This is a genomic window from Streptococcus marmotae (assembly GCF_001623565.1).
GTDB lineage: Bacteria > Bacillota > Bacilli > Lactobacillales > Streptococcaceae > Streptococcus > Streptococcus marmotae.
Genome location: NZ_CP015196.1, coordinates 364,516 through 384,965 on the forward strand (window position 1 = coordinate 364,516; position 20,450 = coordinate 384,965).

Genomic DNA, 20,450 nt, shown 5'->3' on the forward strand with positions numbered 1-20,450 from the left:
ATAGTTCTCCTTTAAAGAAAATATAAAATTTTTTAATAACTGTAAAAACAGTCCATTAACTAAAGTTTTAATAGAATAGCTCCCCAAGTGAGGCCTCCACCAAATCCACTCATCACCAAAGTTTGGCTGCCGTCAAGGAGAATGCTACCCTGCTCTACACACTCCGATAGTAAAATCGGAATACTTGCTGCACTGGTATTGCCATACTCGGCCATATTGGCTGGAAATTTCGCTAGATGACTGCCTAATTTCTTAGCCATTTTTTCCAAAATCCGTCGATTGGCCTGATGTAATAAATAATAATCAATCTCATCATCTGATAAATCGTGGTTGACAAGCAAGTCTTGTATGGTCTTGGTCACATCTCGCAGCGCAAATTCAAAGATAGAGCGCCCTTCCATTTTCAGATAGGGATGAGGAACACTTGTTTCTGAAAAAGGAGATGAAAGTCCTGACACACCTGATTGTAAATCCATTCCTCTGCTACCATCTGTCCGATGAATTTCCCCTAGAAAATGCGGTTGCTCTGCCACATCTAATAGGACACCGCCTGCACCATCTCCAAAGAGAACAGCCGTGCTTCTATCTGACCAATCAAGGGTTTTGGAAAGTGTTTCTGCACCAATGACCATCCCTCGTTTGTATCGACCCGAAGCAATCAACTTTTCAGCAGTCGATAAGGCAAAGACAAAGCCTGAACACGCTGCAACCAAATCATAGGCAAAGGCTTGACTTGCACCAATATTGGCCTGAACTCGTGCTGCTGTTGACGGCATAGCAGAGTCTGGTGTAATCGTTGCAAGGATAATAAAATCAATCGTTTCTGGAGCATAGCCACTCTTTTGCAGCAACTGCTTTGCTACTTGTGTCGCTAAATCACTCGTATCCTCATTCCTTGTGATATGGCGTCTGCGAATCCCCGTCCTAGAGGCAATCCACTCATCACTCGTATCCATTAGCAGCGCCAATTGATCATTTTCAATAACTTGCTTAGGAACATAATGGGCCACATGACTGATTTTTGCAAAGCTCGTCATTTTAAGCCCTCCAAGAACTGATAGAGTTTCAAGAGACCCTTTTTCATGACCTTATATTCGGCTTCATCCATATCTGAGGTAATTTGGTGCACCATCTCCTTGTGAAATCGTTGGTGCAATCGATAGACCAATCTCCCTTTTTTGGTCAAATGAAGATGAATCACACGGCGATCTCTAGTTGATCGAACCCGTTCAATATAGCCTTTTCGTTCCAAATTATTCAAACTAGTTGTTACTGTACCAAGTGTGACCATCAAAGCACTGGCAACATGACTAGGAGTCACACCTTCTCTGTCACCAATGACATCAATCGTGTGCATTTCCTTGATTGAAATATCCTTAAAACGACTACCGCGCAGGCTGGTTTCTTCAATAATCAATACATTATTAAAGATTGCAGTCAGATATTCATTGATCTTTGCTTCTTCCACAATTGAATGCCTCCTCACATACTTTGACTCTCAAAGTATACGATAGATTTATTTGATTGTCAAATATTTTCTGTTACATCGGATAGAATTTAAGAAAGAATTGACCTGTACTATTCTATAAAAATTAAAATCTGACTAGGGAGCCGTTCAAAAAGTGTCCAGCATTTTTTTGTTTGAGTAGTTTTACGCATATCAATAGTCAGAGGAGTGACAATTAATACTTGAGGCTAGAAATTCGAAAGCGAAATTGACAAAATCAAATTCCTACGAAATAACGATTGAGTCCTTACTCCCGGTGATAGATAAAACCAGCGTAGCTTGTGCCCTAAAAAACTCAGGTAAAACTAGAGTTCAGCAAGATGAGTAAGCGACATCAGATGTTAATTTTTAACGAGTATAGATGGCGTCTCCGTATGTCAACATAATTCCTTTATAGGTCGTCTGCTACTCCTTTTCTCGTTATACCTACTCTATTATGACACACATCAAAGCATTCTAAAAATTTCGTACAAAGTCTACTGACAAGCGGAATAGTTTTTGTTATAATGATGAAAAGCATAAAAGGAGAGTGAAAATTTTTATGAAAGTGACTAAATTTGGCGGTAGTTCCCTCGCATCAGCTACCCAACTTGAAAAAGTATTCACTATTGTCCAAGCAGATTCAGAACGTCGATTCATCGTCGTATCTGCTCCCGGTAAACGAGATAGTAACGACACTAAGGTAACCGACGCTCTTATTAAATATTACAAGGAATATATAGACGGTAAAGATGTTTCTGTCAGCCAAGAATGGATTATCAATCGCTATCAAGCCATGGTAGATGAGCTAGATTTCCCAGGCAAATGCATGAAAAAAATCAAAGACAGCATTTTAGGACTTGCAACACTACCGATTGAGGACAATGACTTTCTCTATGATGCTTTTTTAGCAGCAGGAGAAGATAACAATGCCAAATTAGTTGCCGAATATTTCACCTATAAGGGTATTCCTGCCCGCTATATTCACCCTAAAAAAGCAGGTATCATTGTTAGTTCAGAACCTGGAAATGCACGCATTTTACCTTCTAGCTATGATAAAATCGAAGAATTGAACAAGGCCGACGAAGTCCTTGTCATTCCTGGATTCTTTGGGGTAACAGTTGATAACCAAATCTGTACCTTCTCTCGCGGTGGCTCAGATATTACTGGTTCTATCGTTGCTGCTGGTGTTAAGGCTGATCTCTATGAGAACTTTACAGATGTTGACGGTATTTTTGCTGCTCATCCTGGAATCATCCACAATCCACATTCTATCAAGGAATTGACCTATCGTGAAATGCGGGAGTTGGCCTATGCTGGATTCTCTGTCCTTCACGACGAAGCCCTACTTCCTGCCTACCGCGGTCGCATTCCGCTTGTCATTAAAAACACCAATAACCCTGACCACCCTGGTACACGTATTGTACTCAAACATAGCGACCATACCTTACCCGTTGTCGGAATCGCAGCAGATGACGGCTTTGTCAGCATCAATCTGTCGAAATACTTGATGAACCGAGAAATCGGATTTGGTCGGAAAGTCTTAAACATCCTCGAAGATCTCAATATTCGTTGGGAACATATGCCGACTGGAATCGATGACCTCTCACTTGTTTTACGCAGCCGCGAATTGACACCAATCAAGGAAGAAGAAATCCTCCGTCAGCTCAATTCTAAGCTCGAAGTCGACAAGGCAGAAATCGAATATGGATTATCGATTATCATGATTGTTGGTGAAAACATGAAGAGTCATGTCGGGGTAACAGCTACCGCAACAGCTGCCCTCTCTCAAGAAAATGTCAACTTGACCATGATTTCTCAAGGTGCTAGCGAAGTATCTGTCCTATTCGCTATCAAAACAGAAGAAAAAGAAAAAGCCCTCAAAGCCTTGTATAAAGCCTTTTTTGGATAAATCTATTCTAGCTAAAAATCCAACTCTGACATGAGAGCTGGATTTTTTTACTTTATTTTATATAGAACGTTACTTGACTTCTACTTTATCAAGCCAAGAACTTGCAGTCGTTGCAAGGACACCATTCAATTCTTCCATGTTCTGACGACCTTGATCTGCCAACCACGCCTTAGCCGCAGCTTCTCCTTCTTTCGCAAAGACTGCAACCGCATCTTTCCATGTTGCACGACCACACAGCACACCATTAAAGCTAGAACCTGCTTCTTTAGCTACCACAAGTGTTTCTTGGAAGAGCTTAGCGGATACACCCGCACTCAAGAAGATAAATGGTAGGTGAGTTGCTTCTGCTTGTTCTTTAAAGTATGCCTTTGCTTCTTCTAGGCTATAAACAGGTTCTTGATCCGTATAGCCTTCCACAAAGTTCATATTAACTGGAACTTCGACCTTCAAGACGTCAGCATTGTAGCGAGCCTTGCTAAATTCACGCATCGCACCATTCACTTTATGAGGTTTCAAGGCTGCATATTCACGAGATGTCACATCCATATCGCTAGCATCATAGGTCAAGATTTCCACAAAGTAAGGAATATCTTCAGCGATACACTCGCTACCGATTCGTTCGATCCAGGCATGCTTGATATCGTTAATTTCTGGCTTATCATCTACATCATAGTAAAGCAAGATTTTCACCGCATCTGCACCCAATTCTTTGATCCGTTTTGCAGACCAATTTGGAAGCAAGTCTGGTAAGCGACCTGGTGTTGACGCATCATAGCCTGTTTTCTCATAAGCCGCAATAAACCCACAATCTGGATGGCGCAATTTTGAAGCTAGTACACCATATTCCGCATCCAGTAAGATAGAGCTTGCATACTGAGTCAAATCACTTGAAATGACTTTTTTGAAATCAACCAGAATCTCATCTCCAAAATCAGCATCTGCTGCTGCCGACAAGAGTCGTTTCAAAGCACCACGTTGGTCAATCGCGAGGGCTGCAATCACTTTTTCGTCATTTGAGAGACGAACTAAATGATCATACTTAGCCTGTGAAAGTTGTAATTTTTCCATTATCTTCCTCCTAGATAAAGTAGAGTATAAGCAATAATAACTGGCTTTCTGCCAATAAACTATCCATTAATAGTAGCAACTATTCGACACCAAAGCGTTTCACACCATCCAAATACGTAGCCTGTAAACGACCTTTATCATCGACTACAATGAAATCTGCTGCCCGACCTGCTACAATTTGTCCACAGACATGATCGATATTGACAGATTTTGCTGGAGCAAGTGATGCCATACGGACAGCATCTGGTAAACTTGCCAAGCCCCATTCGACAATATGTTCTACTGCCTGAATCAATTCCAAGATAGAACCTGCTAGACTGCCATTGTGTTTCAGGCGAGCGGTTCCGTCTTTGACTACAACCTCAAATTCACCCAAGCGAGAATCTCCTTCCCCTTGGCCTCCTGCACGCATACAGTCAGTAATGAGAACTGTTTCTTCTACCCCACGCGCTTTCAACACAATATCTACTGCTGCTGGATGGACATGGTGACCATCACAGATAACCTCAGCAAAGACATTTTCTAAATCAAGCGCCGCACCGACCATGCCTGGTTCTCTATGATGAAGCCCACTCATCCCATTGTAAACATGGACGAAGATATTGGCTCCTGCTTCAACTGCCTTTTTAGCTTGATCATAGGTCGCATCACTGTGGGCAAGGGCAGTATGAATCTTTTTCTCATTAGCAAAGTGAATAAATTCCTCTACTCCATCCCGTTCTGGAGCAATCGCAATCTTATTGACCAAGCCTTCTGATAAACGGTGCCATTTGTCCAATTTCTCAACAGACGGATCGCCCATATACTTAGGATTTTGTGCGCCCTTGTATTTCTCTGTGAAAAACGGCCCTTCAAGGAAAATACCTTGAATCTTAGCACCTGTTTCTTCACCCGCATGACGACCAATGGTTTCACAAACCGCATCCAAATTCTCTGTTGAATCGGTTAAGGTTGTTGGTAACCAAGAAGTAACACCACAAGACAAGAGCCCTTCTGAAATCACCTTAATTCCTTCAAAATCATTGTCCATAACGTCATACGAAGCATAGCCATGAATATGAGTATCCACTAGACCAGGTCCAATATGATAGTCTGAATAATCTACAATTGTTCCTTCTGGTTTTTCCGTCACAATCTCACCAAATTGACCATCATCTGTAATCTCTAGATAGGCATTTTCAACCTCTCGATCGGACAAGATAATGGATTTTGCAAAAATATAGTGTGCCATGTTGTCTCCTTTCTCAAAGACTCGATTCTACTAAATTAACATATTAACCGAAAACTGGTTATAACCTCTCCTCTTTATTGTACTCACCTTTTACTAAATTGTCAAGTTATTTCTCAATCCTAGCTAGCTTTTTCTGACGCTAAACAAGACCGTTCACTCCTGATTATTTCAACGAAGCAGACAGGCAAAAGCCATCTAAAATAGAGAAAGTACCTTGCTGCTTAAAATTAAACAGACAAAAACTGCTGTTTCCATCTTACAAACAGCAGCTCTATTCTATTCATAATAACGAGGAATCCGATCCGACAAACCGCAAACTACCTCATAATTAATCGTTTTGAGATAATCCGCCCAATCCTGTACCTCTATCGCCCTATCACCACTGACACCAATCAAGGTAACAAGAGTTCCTAAAGGATATTTCTTCGGTAAGCGCACCGTAATTTGGTCCATGGAGACACGACCGACTACCGGACACCATTCCCCTTCTACTAGCAATGAAAAGCCTTGCATCGTGCGGAAAAAACCATCTGCATAGCCAATTGGAATCGTACCGATATATTCTGTTTGTTCACTATGGTAGGTCGCACCATAGCCGATACTGGCTCCTGCTTCTACTTCTTTTATATGAACCAATTCCGAGGTCAAGCCCAAGGCTGGCCGAATAGAATAGGGCAAATCTAAGGCATGACCACTCGGGTTCAGACCATATAAGATATTTCCCAACCGCACCATTGTAAAGATCGTATCTACATGCCAAATACTAGTAGCCGAATTACTCGCATGAATGCAGGCCGGTACGTAGTTCAAATCGGAAATCAACTCCTTAAATCGAGCCAATTGCAATTGAAATTGACTGTCATCTTTCTCATCAGCCGTCGCAAAATGAGTGAACACCCCTTCGATTGTAACACCATGTTGCCCCAACTCATCCATGGCTTGATTGAGGGATTGACTATCCCTAAAACCAATCCGCCCCATACCGGTATCTACTTTCACATGAACCTGCAAACCGTGCAAGGAAATACCTTGTTGTAAGAGCAATTGTATCCATTCAAGACTAGCTACTGTCACCATGATTTTTTCTGAAATGGCAAGAGGCACGGTCTCTACAGGTATAATTCCTAATATCAATATTGGTTGAACAATTCCTGCTTGCCGTAATTCCAGCGCCTCATCCATATTGGATACACAAAAGCCATCTACCTGATTCTCCAAATGTCTGGCAACTGCAACAGCTCCGTGACCATAGGCATTAGCCTTAACGACCGCAAAAACCTGTGGCTGATTGGGCAATCCTTGTCTGACTTGCTCTAGATTCTCTGAAATAGCTGCTAAATCAACCTGAATAGTTGTTGGTCTATGAATGCTTGCTCTCATCTATTTCCTCCAAAATCACACTCGCCTGTACAAACCCAGCAGAGTGGCTAATGCTAATCCAGGACTTGGCTTTAATAGGGGACCTGGCGATATAGGGTGCCCCTTTTTTATCTGTTAAAATTTCAATATCGTGAAAACCGACTTGCCCAATCCCTGTCCCAAGTGCCTTGACAAAGGCTTCTTTCGCCGACCATCGGCCTGCTAAATACTCAACTTGCCGTCGGTGTTTCAACTGTCGAAAACGGTCTAATTCGTTTTCTGTCAATACCTTACTGGCAAATCGTTCGTGCTTCTTCATCGCTACTTCTACAGCAGCCATATCTTGCATGTCTATTCCGTGTCCTATTATCATTTTCTAAAAAAGAAGCGGGATATCCGTGCTCTTTCAAAGACCGGATACCCTCACTTCCTCCCTCATGTTTCTTAACTTACTTGCTTGCGACCATGACAGTTCTTAAATTTCTTGCCTGACTGACATGGACAAGGATCATTACGGTCAACTCCTTCAAAGCGCACTTGCTCATTTGGAGTAACTGTTTGTGCTGGAATGATATTCTTCGTAGCAGTTGTACGAGCCTCTTGCGTAGCATGCTCCCGTTCAATATTGTCATGAATCTGTGCTTTCATCATCAAACGCGTCACATCAAACTCAATCGAAGCAATCATATCATTAAAGGTTGTGAAGGCTTCTGATTGGTACTCCACAACTGGATTATTTTGCGCATACCCACGAAGACTCACTGCATTGCGGAGTTGGTCCATCATGTCAATATGGTCTGTCCATTTATTGTCTACAACACGGAGGATCAATACCTTTTGGAATTCTCTCACACGATCTTCATCACGCAATTTTGCTACTTGACTGTTATAGACTTCCAGGGCACGATCATAGAGGTAGGATACGATTTCTTTATCTGATTTACCTTCCAAATCCGCCAAAGCGATAGACTCTTCTGAAACAAGATTTAACTGTGCAAAGTTCAAGATTGCCTGTAGAGCTTCATCGCTCTTACTTGACCGATGGTCTGCTACTTGCCGTTCAATCGTCCGAAGAATCATCGCCTTGATTTCTGGAGCCAAATCGCGATTAGCTGTAATCACATCGTGACGCTGATTGTAGATAATTTCACGTTGTTCACGCATGACATCGTCGTACTGAAGGACTTGTTTACGAGAATCGTAGTTATTTCCTTCGACCCGTTTTTGCGCCCCTTCTACCTGACGGGTTAACATTTTTGACTTAATCACAGACTCTTCTTCTGTCAAATTCATGCGTTCCATGAAGGCCTTGATTCGCTCTGAGCCAAAACGTTTCATCAAATCATCTTCCAAAGAAAGATAGAATTGGGACTCACCTGGGTCTCCCTGACGGCCTGAACGTCCACGAAGCTGATTATCGATCCGACGGCTCTCATGGCGCTCTGTACCGATGACACAAAGTCCACCAAGTTCACGAACCCCAGGGCCTAACTTGATATCCGTACCACGTCCAGCCATGTTGGTCGCAATCGTCACCGCACCACGTTGGCCAGCATTCATGATGATTTGTGCTTCGCGGTAGTGGTTTTTCGCATTCAACACTTCGTGTGGCACACCAGCAGCAACTAGACGTTGTGAAATGTAATCGGATGTTTCTACAGCTACTGTACCAACCAAGACAGGCTGTCCTTTTTCGTAGCGCGCTTTAACATCGGCTACAACGGCATTAAATTTGTACTCCAAACTTGGGTACAGCAAGTCTTCATGGTCAATACGAGCAATCGGACGGTTGGTTGGAATTGGAATGACACGAATGTTGTAAATTTCACGGAATTCTTCTTCCTCTGTCTTACCAGTACCTGTCATTCCTGATAGTTTCTTATACATCCGGAAGAGGTTTTGGTAAGTGATAGAGGCACTCGTTTTTGATTCATTTTGAACAGGGACACCTTCTTTTGCCTCAATCGCTTGGTGAAGACCGTCTGAATAACGACGACCTTCCATAGTCCGCCCTGTAAATGGATCGATAATCATGACTTCTTGGGCTTCATTGACCAGATAATCAATGTCATAAATCATGATGTAATTGGCACGTAGAGCATTGTCAATAAAGTGTGTTAGGGCAACATTTTCAATATCATATAGATTGTCTAATTTAAAGAAACTCTCGGCTTTATCAATCCCTGAGTCTGACAAACCAATCGTTTTAGACGGCACATCAATAATGTAGTCATCCTTGTCCAATGACTTCACCAGCTTATCCGCTAAGAAATATAATTGATTTGTTTCTGAAGAAGTTGGACCAGATACAATCAGCGGTGTCCGAGCCTCATCGATTAAAATAGAGTCAACCTCATCGACCAAGGCGTAATTCAGTGGACGTTGCACCATATCTTCTGCACGAACCACCATGTTATCACGGAGGTAGTCAAAACCAATTTCTGAGTTGGTTGAGTAGGTAATATCGCAATTATAGGCTTCTCGTTTTTCAAAGGAAGACTTAGCAGCCAAGTTAATTCCGACAGACAAACCAAGCCATGAGTAGAGCTCACCCATTTCGGTCGCATCACGTTCTGATAGGTACTCATTGACTGTGACAACGTGCACTCCTTCGCCAGACAAGGCGTTTAGATAAACTGGCATAGTTGCTGTCAAGGTTTTTCCTTCACCCGTGCGCATCTCAGGAACATCTCCATGATGGAGCACAATCCCCCCATTACCTGTACTTTATAAGGATAGAGGCCAAGAACACGCTTTGCTCCCTCACGGACTACCGCAAAGGCTTCATAGAGCAAATCATCTAAACTTTCCCCACGATGGTAGCGCTCTTTAAATTCTGCTGTTTTTGCTTGCAGTTGCTCATCTGATAAAGCCGCCATTTTATCTGCATAGGCCAGAACCTTATCAGCCATCTTTTCTAATTTTCGTAATTCACCTTTATCATTTTCGATAATTGTTTTTAAAATATTTGCCATTGTTTTCCTTACTTGTATCGATTCTTATTTTTTTGTGTTCTTTTCATTATAGCACGTTTCCTTACTACTTTCAAGAATGAGCGACAGTTTAAACCGATGAAGCCACTACTTCACCGGTCTTATTTCAAGCATGTTTTTCGATTATGGATGACTAGCAATAATTTCTAATTCCTGCCCCTTCAAAGTCCACTCAGTCACATCGGCAGGTAAGATAAAGTGGTCTCCTTTTCTAATGGAATAGCCCTGCCCTTCAATGATAAGTTCCCCTTGACCAGCCAAGACACTGACCAAGTAATAGTCAGCTGTTCGCTGCATGTGAACTTGCCCTGTTACCTCCCACTTGTAAACACTGAAAAAGTCATTGGCAACAAGCAGGGTTGAACGCAAATCATCTGCGTAAAGAGTCACAGGACGGCTATTTGCTGGCTCTCCTATTGTTGTTACATCAATGGATTTTTCCAAATGCAATTCTCGTAGATTGCCTGCCTCATCTTTTCGGTCAAAATCGTAGACACGGTAGGTGGTATCACTTGATTGCTGGGTTTCCAAAATCATAATGCCTTGTCCAATAGCATGAATGGTTCCGCTTGGCACATAGAAGAAATCCCCCGCCTTGACAGGAACCTTCTTCAACAACCCTTCCCAATCTTTTTGGTTAATCTTTTCACGAAGTTCTTCTTTTGAGAGAGCCTTGTGCCCATAGATAATTTCAGATCCTTCATCAGCTACCAAAACATACCAGCATTCGGTCTTGCCAAGCTCTCCCTCATGTGCTAAACCATAAGCATCATCGGGGTGAACTTGTACGCTCAACCAGTCATTGGCATCTAAAATCTTCGTCAAAAGAGGAAAAACGTCTTCTCTGCGATGAGCAAAAAGTTCACGGTGTTCACGGTACAAATCATCTAATTTCCAACCTGCATAGGTGCCATTTTTAATCAAGGAAACCCCGTTTGGATGGGCTGAAATCGCCCAGTATTCCCCGATATGGTCACTTGCACTTTCATAACCAAATTCGTTCCGAAGCCTAGTCCCGCCCCAAATCTTTTCCTGCATAACCGATTGTAAAAATAATGGTTCCGCCATAATGATTCCTCGTTTCTATTTCCTACTGCTATCCTAACAAAAATGACTTAAAAAAGCGAATTTCCTCCAAAGATTTCTCAAAAAAGGGGAGAAAACGCTACTTGCTAATACTCTATGAACGGAAAAAATGCCAGACAAAGTCCAGCATTTCCATTTTTATTTTTCAGAGACTTGTTTGGCCAAGGCAAAGTTTCCAAGGGTTGCTGAGCCATTTTCTGCAACAGCTGGTGTTACAATATACTCTGTTGCTTCTGGTGTTGGTACATAGTCATTCATCAAAGCGGTAAATTTATCGCGTACACGTTTCAGCATGTGTTCTTGCGCCATGACACCACCACCAAAAACAATGACTTGTGGACGATACATCAAAGTTGCCTGTACTGCTGCTTGAGCAATATAGTAGGCCTGAACATCCCAGACATCCGCATTTTGCTCAATCAATTCCCCACGAATACCTGTACGAGCTTCCAATGACGGACCTGCTGCCAAGCCCTCTAAACAGCCATTATGGAAGGGACAAACACCTTTAAATTCTTTAGCAACGTCCTGTGGATGCAAGGCAACATAGGTATGACCAGCTTCTGTATGCCCTACTCCACCAATGAATTCTCCATTTTGGATAGCACCAGCTCCGATTCCTGTACCGATTGTATAATAAACGAGGCTCGTTACTCCCTTACGAACAAGAGCTTCCCCAAATGCAGACGAGTTCACATCTGTCGTAAAGTAAAAAGGAATCTTAAATTCTTTTGCAATCAAGCCCAACAAATCAACATTTGCCCAATGAGGTTTTGGAGTCGTTGTGATATAGCCGTAGGTAGCTGAATTTGGATCAATATCAATTGGTCCAAATGAGCCAATTGCAATCCCTGCCAAACGATCTTCATAGCGTTTGAAAAATTCAACCGTACGCTCAATCGTCTCATAAGGTGTCGTCGTTGGGAATTGCGTTTTTTCAACCACTTGGAAATTCTCATCCCCTACTGCACAGACAAATTTAGTCCCTCCAGCCTCTAGGCTACCATACAATTTTGTCATCTTTTTCTCCTTTTAAAATCAGTGTCATTTTAGCTTATTATACCATAGTTTTAGGCGTAAGAAAAAGGCGAAACGCCTTTTTCATGTGATTATTTTGCAACTTTAAGGAAGGCATCGCCATGCGCTACTGTCGCATCTGCAAGAGCTTCAACAGTTGCAAATTCTGCTGTGTTGGTCACGATAATCATCGTTGTATCATCGAGACCTGCTGCTGCAATTTTGCTTGCATCAAACTTAGCAATAGCTGTCCCTGCTGTAACCTTGTCGCCTGCTGCAACTAATTTTTCGAATCCTTCACCATTCATGGATACAGTATCAATACCGATGTGGATAAGAATTTCCGCACCACTTGCCGTCTTCAAGCCATAAGCATGACCAGTTTCAAAGGCAATAGTGACTTCTGCATCTGCCGGCGCATACACAACACCTTCAGAAGGTTTTACAGCAAGACCTTTCCCCATTGCGCCTGATGAAAAGACAGGGTCATTAACATTTTCAAGGGCAACTACTTCACCTGAAAGTGGTGAAACAAAGGTTTCTTCATTAACAAGAGCCGCTGGAGCTTCTTTTACTGCTTCAGTAGTCACTACTGGTTCAGACTTTTTTGCAGGAGCTTCTTCATCTTCAAATCCGAACATGTAAGTAAGCGTGAAACCTGCTACGAATGATACCGCAACCATTAAGATGTAAGAGAAGAGTTGTCCGTTCACGTAAAGGAGAGTACCTGGAATAATTGTAATTCCAAATCCAGTACCTGCAAGTCCTAGAAGGGAAGCAACCGCTCCACCGATTGCACCTGCAATCAATGAAAGGAAGAATGGTTTACGGAAGCGTAAGTTTACACCAAAGATGGCTGGCTCTGTAATTCCCAAGAAGGCTGCAAGAGCTGCTGGGAAAGCAAGAGCTTTCAATTTAGGATTTTTTGTTTTCACACCAACTGCGATGGTTGCCGCACCTTGTGCTGTCATAGCCGCAGTGATAATGGCGTTAAATGGGTTTGCTCCGGTATTTGCCACCAATTGAGATTCCAACAAGTTGAAGATATGGTGAACACCTGATACCACGATTACTTGGTGAACGCCCCCAATCAAAAGACCTGGAAGACCAAATGGAAGAGCAAGAAGAGCATTTGTCGCAGCTAAAATGTAGTTTTCAACCACGTGGAAGACTGGACCAATGACAAACAACCCAAGAATAGACATCACAAGGAGGGTCACAAATGGTGTTACCAAGAGGTCAAGTACTTCTGGGACATACTTGCGGACAAATTTCTCAAATTTAGCACCAACAATACCGATAATGAAGGCTGGAAGAACAGATCCTTGCAAACCAACGACTGGAATAAAGCCAAAGAATTGCATTGGCGTCACATCCCCACCTGAAGCTACTGCCCAAGCGTTTGGTAAAGAACCAGAGATGAGCATCATTCCAAGTACGATACCGATGGTTTGGTTTCCACCAAATACACGGAAGGTTGACCATACCACAAGGGCCGGAAGGACGATAAAGGCTGTATCTGTTAAAATTTGAGTATAGGTGATAAAGTCAGGGTTATACTCCGCTATACCAAAGAAGGACATAATCGCTTCTTGTGTCAACAAGCCACGGAAGCCCATGAACAAACCAGTCGCTACGATTGCTGGAATGATTGGAACAAAGACGTCACCAAATGTACGAATGGCACGTTGGAAGGCATTTCCTTGCTTAGCAGCTTCTGCTTTCATCTCATCTTTCGAAGAAGTTGGCAAACCAAGTGCTACGACTTCATCATAGATCTTATTTACAATACCCGTACCAAAGATGATTTGGTATTGACCTGAATTAAAGAACGCACCTTGTACCTTCTCAATATCTTCGACACGTGCTTTGTCGATTTTATTTTCATCTTTTACCATGACACGTAGGCGAGTGGAACAGTGAGCTACACTGTTGACATTCTCACGTCCGCCCAAGGCTTCGATGACATTTTTTGCAATTTCAGTGTTATTCATCTTGCAAAAATCTCCTTTGTACTATTTTTCTTTTTTGAAAGTGTTTTCAACCTTTCTATGCTTTTAATTATACCATTTTTTATCAATATGTCAAACGCTTGACATAAATTTTTATTATTTTTTCTGTTTTTGGGGTAAAACCTTGCTTTTTGACAAGCAAACGTTTACTATATTACTATAACGATAGAAGAAATACATATACGTAAAACAAGGAGAAAACATGCCCTTCACAACGGAAGAACGCTACCGTGCTTATGCAGATTGGTCGGCAGACTATATTGAAACCATTAAAAACAACACCCAAAACTCACCTTGGAGAACGAATTTCCATATTGAGACACCACACGGCCTCTTAAATGACCCCAATGGTTTTTCATACTTTAATGGAAAATGGACCCTTTTCTACCAATATTTTCCATTTGGGGCAGCTCATGGGTTGAAATCGTGGGTTCATACTGAGTCAACAGATTTAGTCCACTTTGAGCCAACAGGAACCATGGTCTATCCTGACACACCTCTTGACAGCCACGGTGCTTATTCAGGATCGGCTATGCAGTTTGGTGACAAGCTCTTCCTCTTTTATACAGGAAATGTTCGTGATGAAAACTGGATTCGCCACCCTTACCAAATCGGTGCTCTCATGGATGCCAATGGGAAGATTGAAAAAATGGATAAGATCTTGATTGATCAGCCAGACGACACGACAGACCACTTCCGCGACCCACAAATTTTTAATTTCAAGGGTGACTACTATGCGATTGTCGGCGGACAAAATCTGGACAAAAAAGGAATCATCAAACTCTACAAAGCTGTAGACAATGATTATCTCAATTGGGAGTATGTGGCTGATTTAGATTTCAACAATGACTTGACTGCCTATATGATGGAATGCCCAAATCTTGTTTTCATCGATGAAAAGCCAGTTCTCCTCTATTGTCCGCAAGGACTGGATAAAAGCATTCTTGACTACGACAATATCTATCCAAATCTGTACAAGATTGCACAGTCCTTTGACCCAGAAACAGCTACAATGGTCGAACCAAGCCCCCTTCAACAACTAGATTATGGTTTTGAATGCTACGCCACGCAAGCCTTCAATGCTCCTGATGGACGAGCGCTTGCCGTCAGTTGGCTTGCCCTACCAGATGTGGAATACCCGACAGACCGCTACGATTACCAAGGCTGCCTGTCCCTTGTCAAAGAATTGACGATTCAAGACGGCAAACTCTACCAGTACCCTGTTGAAGCGATTACGAGCCTTCGTACAGATAGCCAGATTTTCGCCCCCAAAGCCGCAACAAACAATTGCTACGAATTGGAATTGACAGTAGAAGCAGATAGCAAGATTGACTTGGTTCTCTTTGCAGACGCAAACGAAAAAGGACTTAAACTCTCTATTGACCCTGCCAATGGAAAGGTAACTCTTGACCGCAAGGACTGTGGTGAAGCTTTTGCCCTCGACTTTGGTACTGAACGTCATTGCCAAATTGACAACCAAGTAACAACCGCTAACATCTTCATCGACAAGTCTGTCTTTGAAATTTTCATTAATAAAGGAGAAAAGGTATTTTCTGGACGTGTCTTCCCGCGCCAAGACCAGACAGGTATTGCGGTGCTAGCAGGTCAAGCGACTGGAAATTACTACTCATTAGATTATGGTCGCAAAACTCACTGATGTCGCAAAACTAGCCGGAGTCAGCCCTACGACTGTCTCCCGTGTCATCAATAAAAAAGGCTATCTGTCCGACAAAACGGTCAAAAATGTGACCGATGCCATGCGTGAACTGGGCTACAAACCCAACAATCTCGCTCGGAGCCTACAAGGAAAGTCTGCCAAACTCGTTGGACTTATCTTTCCAACTATCAGCAATATCTTTTATGCAGAATTAATTGATTACCTCGAAAAAGAATTGTTCAGCCGTGGCTACAAGGCCATCATCTGTAACAGCCAGCACGATTCTGCCAAAGAGCGAGAATACCTAGAAATGCTGACCGCTAATCAGGTAGACGGTATTATTTCAGGTAGCCATAATCTGGGAATCAAAGACTATGACCGCGTATCGGCGCCGATTATTGCCTTTGACCGCAATTTATCACCGTCCACTCCGATTGTCTCTTCTGACAATTACGGCGGAGGGGTCTTAGCTGCTGAAACACTCCAAAAAGCAGGGTGTATAAAACCGATTATGATTACAGGAAATGACGATTCCAATTCTCCTACAGGCCTTCGGCAAACGGGATTTTCTAGCATTTTTCCACATGCAGCCATTCACCATATTTCAAGCGATTTCTCCCCTGTTCGTAAGGAAATGGAAATCAAAACCATTCTCCAAACAAGCTCAACAGACGGTATCTTTGTTTCGGGGGATTTGACGGCTATGTTGGTCTGGAATATCGCCCAATCCTTGGGCTTATCTATCCCCCAAGACCTCAAACTCATCGGCTATGACGGTACCTATTTTATCGAAACACACTACCCCCAGCTGACTACCATCAAACAGCCCCTAGCAGATATAGCCAAGCTCATGGTGGATCTTCTCGTACAAAAAATTGAGGGATCAACCCTCGAACAACATTATTCTCTACCTATTAGCCTCTTAGCAGGTCGAAGTGTCTAATATAGTAAATGGAACATCGTTAATGCAATTTGACTAATTTCAATGTATAAAAAAGGAAGCCAGTTAGGCTTCTTCTTTTTTGATAAACTGACTTAAGACACCATTGATAAACTTTGCAGAAGCAGGGTCTGAAAATTCTTTGGCCAGCTCGATTGCTTCATTGACTGCTACACGATCTGGTGTTTCTTCAAAATACAACATTTCAAATAGCCCCAAACGCATAATATTTTTATCAATCAAGGTCAAGCGATCCAAGGTCCAACCTGCTTTCAAACGTGGAGCTAATTGAGCATCAATCTCATCCTGCACACCTGCAACTCCTGTGACCAGGTTGAGCAGAAAGAGCGGAATCTCCACTTCTTGCTCTTCTTCATGGTCATACAGGTAGGCAAATTGAGCTGCTTGAATAGGTTCCTGTCCAAACTCCAAGGATACAATCGCTTGAAGCGCACATTGGCGCAAGTAATGCCGTGATTCGTTTTGCTTATTCTTCATCTAAGAAGTCCTCACCAAACAAATCCTTTAAGTCTGGTTTTGGTGTCTTGTCTGGCACGATACCATCCACATGGATATTCACGGTTTTCACTGTGACATCTGCATAGTTTGCAACAGCTGTTTTTACCGCGCGTTGAATGTTCATTGATACTGTCGGTACATTCACGCCGTATTCCAAATAGACATAGATGTCCGCCGTCACTTCGCCTTTTTCATCTGTTTGGAGATACACACCACGATTTAAGGCAGTCTTTGACAAACCATCTTTAACACTTTTATTATGGAGAGAGTGCACACCTTCCACCTTTGCAGAAGCAATTCCTGTGATCACTTCTAACACGCGAGGTGCAATCACAATTTCGCCTACATTTTCTTTTGCCATTCGAAATCCTTTCTAAGAGGAATGCTATTAAGCACGTGATACGTATGTTCCCTCTGCTGTGTTGATAACCAATTTTTGACCAGCTTCAATGAAATCTGGCACATTCACCACAAGTCCTGTTTCCATTGTCGCAGGTTTTCCTGAACCAGTAACTGTTGCACCCTTGATAGAAGGTTGTGTTTCAGCAACGACCAATTCAACCGTAGTTGGAACAGTCACACCAATCACTTCTGTTCCGTAGAACTGAATTTTCACTTCTGAATTTTCAAGAATGTAGAGTAATTCTTCTTTGACACTTGCTACTGGAATTTCATATTGATCAAATGACTCTGTATCCATGAAGTAAGCTGTATCATCCATTTGGTAAAGGTAGGTTGCTACACGTGTTTCGATAATCGCTTGTTCAAATTTTTCATCTGGACGGTAGGTTGTATCAAACGTTGAACCTGTACGAACATCGCGCAATTTCATCCGCATGATGGTATTTCCTTTACCTGGTTTGTGGTGACTCGCTTCTAATACGCGGAGAAGTTTTCCGTCTGGTGCGATAAATGTCATACCTGCTCTTAATTTACTTGCATCAATCATGTTTATGATTACCTCTTCATTATTTTATTATTCGTTTTATTCTACCACAAAATGGCTGATTTCTCAAATCACAATCAACTCTTTTGGTGCCAAGGTCAAGATTTTACAACCTGTCTCTGTAATCAAAAGATCATCTTCGATCCGCACTCCATATTTGCCTTCCAAATAAATCCCTGGCTCATCCGTCAAGACCATACCAGCTTGAATCTTATCGGTCGCTGTTTGTCTGAAATAAGGAATTTCATGGACATCAAGCCCCATACCATGGCCAATACCATGCGTAAAGTAGGGACCGTAGCCTGCCGCTTCAATCACACGGCGTGGCACCCCATCAAATTCACGGTATTCCATGCCAGCCTTTGCCGCTGTAATCAGGGCTTGGTTGGCTGCTAAAACAGTCTGGTAGATTTCTGCCTCTTCATCGCTGACAGAACCAATATAGATGGTACGTGTCATGTCGCTCACATAATGGTCATAGATACAGCCAAAATCAAGTGTCAGAGCATCACCAGTTTCAATGACCTTATGGGACGCACGTCCGTGCGGCATAGCAGAGCGGTAACCAGATGCGGCAATGGTATCAAAGGATACGGCCTCAGACCCCATTTCCCGCATGCGAAAATCAAGGAAATTAGCCACTTCAAGCTCTGTTTTTCCTGGTTTGATAAAGTCCAAAGCGTCTAAAAAGGCTTGATCCGAAATCTGACAGGCACGTTGAATGGTCGCAATCTCTGTCTCATCCTTAATCATACGTAAGTTCATGACCATATCTGTCGTTGGCACTAGGCGTATTCCTTCAAATACGGTCTGCATAGCTTGGTAATAGGCAACAGACACCTCATCTTCAAAGGCCAACTCAGTTACCTTGCTATCTTTTAAGATTGCTGCAACCACTGAAAGGGCATCTCGGTCTGATACCACCTCAAAATCGTTGACCACAGACTGGGCATAGGTGATATAGCGATCATCAGTGATCAACACTTGTCGTTCTGCTGTAATCAAAACCGTTCCAGCCGAACCCCAGAAACCTGTCAGATAGTAAATATTCTTCAAATTCGTGATGAGGAAGGCAGGCAGCTCCTGAGCAACCAATTCATCGCGCAGCTTCGTTAATCGTTGTTCCATCTTCTATCTCCTTACAATTGATTAGTATCATTGTAACATAAAATCGCGGAAATTGGAGCAGCACAACCGTCCTTCGTTCACAGAAAACAAGTCAACAGACTGCTTGCGAGCAAAAAGCAAGAGGGTCAGTCAGCACTGAACCTCCATTAGAGTCTACCATTTAGGGAAATAAGGATAAGGGCAACAGGATTAGTTTTCAGCTATTTTGCCTAAAAGGTGGATTGCAAGCCATTGAGATAGGACAATGCTAGTAAACATCAGCAGAAAGAACTGATCAACCGCACTCGTATTTTTCGCTAAAGCAAGAGCTAAAAATGGAGATAGCAAATATAGAATGATTTGTAGCCATGTTATAGTCCGTTTGTTCATCATCTGAATACCTAACTTTCTAGTGAAATTTCCCAAAATAATAGCCGCTTGCAGTTTTTTTAAGCTATCTGATTAAACTTGATAACAACCTAATAATACTATAAAAAACAGCATCGCAACTAAAACGCTGCTATTCAGTCTACCCTTTTCATTGGTTCTCAGGCAGAGAATCGGCATCTTCCTCCGCATTTTTCCCTCTCGTTAGAAGGTAGATAAAATAAATCGGAGCAATGAGATACAACCCTAGATAAATCAAACGTGAAAAAACAGCTGGAAGTTTCCATTTCCTATCCTCTTCAAAGTCTTCTAGAACAAAGGAAAAACAAATAGTAGCCGCTAAAAATAGAGGGTGGACAGTATTTTAGGAAAGGTCAAAAACGACTCCTCAAACATCATGATATACACGAATAAAAACATGCAGCCAACAATAAATGCAATAATATCAAACCTTAATTTCTTCATACGACCACCACACCAACACCCTAGTCGGTTTCACCTTTCAACGATTTTGAAGCCGAGACAATAGTGTCTGTCCTTGCTTCTTTTATAGCTTTAGCAATTTGACGCATATCAATAGTTAGGGGAGTGACTATTGATACCTGAGCCTAGAAATTCGAAAGCGAGGATTGTCTGGTTTGTAAAACGTTGATAAATCAACATTCTAGTAGAAGAGGCTAGCGAACATTTCGCTAGCTCTATTTCCAACCTTTCACAATTCTTAATTGTA

16 protein-coding genes and 1 pseudogene are annotated in these 20,450 nt (G+C 42.3%); 3 read left to right on the top strand and 14 right to left on the bottom strand.

The features are described 5' to 3' along the window. Positions 1 to 59 precede the first annotated feature (59 nt). Together A4H00_RS01840 and fabT are read right to left on the bottom strand one after the other, a co-directional pair. Positions 60 to 1,037, bottom strand: a complete 978-nt coding sequence (locus A4H00_RS01840) for a beta-ketoacyl-ACP synthase III (RefSeq protein ID WP_067086592.1) — start codon at positions 1,035 to 1,037, stop codon at positions 60 to 62. Continuing rightward, complete coding sequence (gene fabT, locus A4H00_RS01845) at positions 1,034 to 1,468, bottom strand: fatty acid biosynthesis transcriptional regulator FabT (RefSeq protein ID WP_067086595.1); 435 nt, start codon at positions 1,466 to 1,468, stop codon at positions 1,034 to 1,036. Before fabT ends, A4H00_RS01840 begins: the two co-directional genes overlap by 4 nt. A 580-nt stretch (positions 1,469 to 2,048) precedes the next feature. On the opposite strand from fabT, the gene A4H00_RS01850 reads away from it, so the two are divergent. After that, the gene (locus tag A4H00_RS01850) at positions 2,049 to 3,398 is read left to right on the top strand and encodes an aspartate kinase (RefSeq protein ID WP_067086598.1); all 1,350 of its coding nucleotides are present in this window, start codon (positions 2,049 to 2,051) and stop codon (positions 3,396 to 3,398) included. Positions 3,399 to 3,467: 69 nt separating this feature from the next. On the opposite strand, the gene lacD is transcribed toward A4H00_RS01850, so the two are convergent. The 8 genes and pseudogenes from lacD to A4H00_RS01890 form a co-directional block, all read right to left on the bottom strand. Further along, on the bottom strand, positions 3,468 to 4,466 hold the full coding sequence (lacD, locus tag A4H00_RS01855) for a tagatose-bisphosphate aldolase (RefSeq protein WP_067086601.1): 999 nt from the start codon (positions 4,464 to 4,466) through the stop codon (positions 3,468 to 3,470). Positions 4,467 to 4,545: 79 nt separating this feature from the next. After that, complete coding sequence (gene nagA, locus A4H00_RS01860) at positions 4,546 to 5,697, bottom strand: N-acetylglucosamine-6-phosphate deacetylase (RefSeq protein ID WP_067086604.1); 1,152 nt, start codon at positions 5,695 to 5,697, stop codon at positions 4,546 to 4,548. A 276-nt stretch (positions 5,698 to 5,973) separates the two neighbouring features. Beyond that, on the bottom strand, positions 5,974 to 7,077 hold the full coding sequence (gene alr, locus A4H00_RS01865; RefSeq protein WP_067086607.1) for an alanine racemase: 1,104 nt from the start codon (positions 7,075 to 7,077) through the stop codon (positions 5,974 to 5,976). Beyond that, the gene (acpS, locus tag A4H00_RS01870; protein WP_067086610.1) at positions 7,058 to 7,429 is read right to left on the bottom strand and encodes a holo-ACP synthase; all 372 of its coding nucleotides are present in this window, start codon (positions 7,427 to 7,429) and stop codon (positions 7,058 to 7,060) included. Before acpS ends, alr begins: the two co-directional genes overlap by 20 nt. Positions 7,430 to 7,500: 71 nt before the next feature. Next, positions 7,501 to 10,031 (bottom strand): annotated as a pseudogene (gene secA / locus A4H00_RS01875) (preprotein translocase subunit SecA). A gap of 141 nt (positions 10,032 to 10,172) precedes the next feature. After that, positions 10,173 to 11,117 carry a mannose-6-phosphate isomerase, class I gene (gene manA, locus A4H00_RS01880; RefSeq protein ID WP_067086612.1) on the bottom strand — a complete coding sequence of 315 codons (945 nt, stop codon included), beginning with the start codon at positions 11,115 to 11,117 and terminating at the stop codon, positions 10,173 to 10,175. Positions 11,118 to 11,273: 156 nt separating this feature from the next. Next, on the bottom strand, positions 11,274 to 12,155 hold the full coding sequence (gene scrK / locus A4H00_RS01885; RefSeq protein WP_067086615.1) for a fructokinase ScrK: 882 nt from the start codon (positions 12,153 to 12,155) through the stop codon (positions 11,274 to 11,276). An 89-nt stretch (positions 12,156 to 12,244) separates the two neighbouring features. Next, positions 12,245 to 14,146 carry a sucrose-specific PTS transporter subunit IIBC gene (locus tag A4H00_RS01890; protein WP_067086617.1) on the bottom strand — a complete coding sequence of 634 codons (1,902 nt, stop codon included), beginning with the start codon at positions 14,144 to 14,146 and terminating at the stop codon, positions 12,245 to 12,247. Between the two features lie 220 nt (positions 14,147 to 14,366). On the opposite strand from A4H00_RS01890, the gene A4H00_RS01895 reads away from it, so the two are divergent. Continuing rightward, complete coding sequence (locus tag A4H00_RS01895; protein WP_067086620.1) at positions 14,367 to 15,821, top strand: sucrose-6-phosphate hydrolase; 1,455 nt, start codon at positions 14,367 to 14,369, stop codon at positions 15,819 to 15,821. Beyond that, positions 15,802 to 16,764 (top strand): LacI family DNA-binding transcriptional regulator, encoded by a 963-nt coding sequence (locus tag A4H00_RS01900; RefSeq protein WP_067086622.1) that lies wholly within the window; start codon positions 15,802 to 15,804, stop codon positions 16,762 to 16,764. The genes A4H00_RS01895 and A4H00_RS01900 overlap by 20 nt, the downstream gene beginning before the upstream one ends. Before the next feature lie 63 nt (positions 16,765 to 16,827). Here the strand turns inward: A4H00_RS01900 and nusB are convergent, their stop codons facing one another. From nusB to A4H00_RS01920, 4 genes are all read right to left on the bottom strand, one after another. Beyond that, positions 16,828 to 17,259, bottom strand: coding sequence for a transcription antitermination factor NusB (gene nusB / locus A4H00_RS01905; RefSeq protein ID WP_067086625.1), 432 nt, complete (start codon positions 17,257 to 17,259; stop codon positions 16,828 to 16,830). Then, positions 17,249 to 17,641 (bottom strand): Asp23/Gls24 family envelope stress response protein, encoded by a 393-nt coding sequence (locus A4H00_RS01910; protein WP_067086628.1) that lies wholly within the window; start codon positions 17,639 to 17,641, stop codon positions 17,249 to 17,251. The genes nusB and A4H00_RS01910 overlap by 11 nt, the downstream gene beginning before the upstream one ends. Before the next feature lie 27 nt (positions 17,642 to 17,668). Continuing rightward, on the bottom strand, positions 17,669 to 18,229 hold the full coding sequence (gene efp / locus A4H00_RS01915; RefSeq protein WP_067086631.1) for an elongation factor P: 561 nt from the start codon (positions 18,227 to 18,229) through the stop codon (positions 17,669 to 17,671). Between the two features lie 63 nt (positions 18,230 to 18,292). Beyond that, a complete protein-coding gene (locus tag A4H00_RS01920; RefSeq protein WP_067086634.1) occupies positions 18,293 to 19,354 on the bottom strand; it encodes a M24 family metallopeptidase in 1,062 nt (353 codons plus the stop codon). Between the last annotated feature and the right edge of the window lie 1,096 nt (positions 19,355 to 20,450).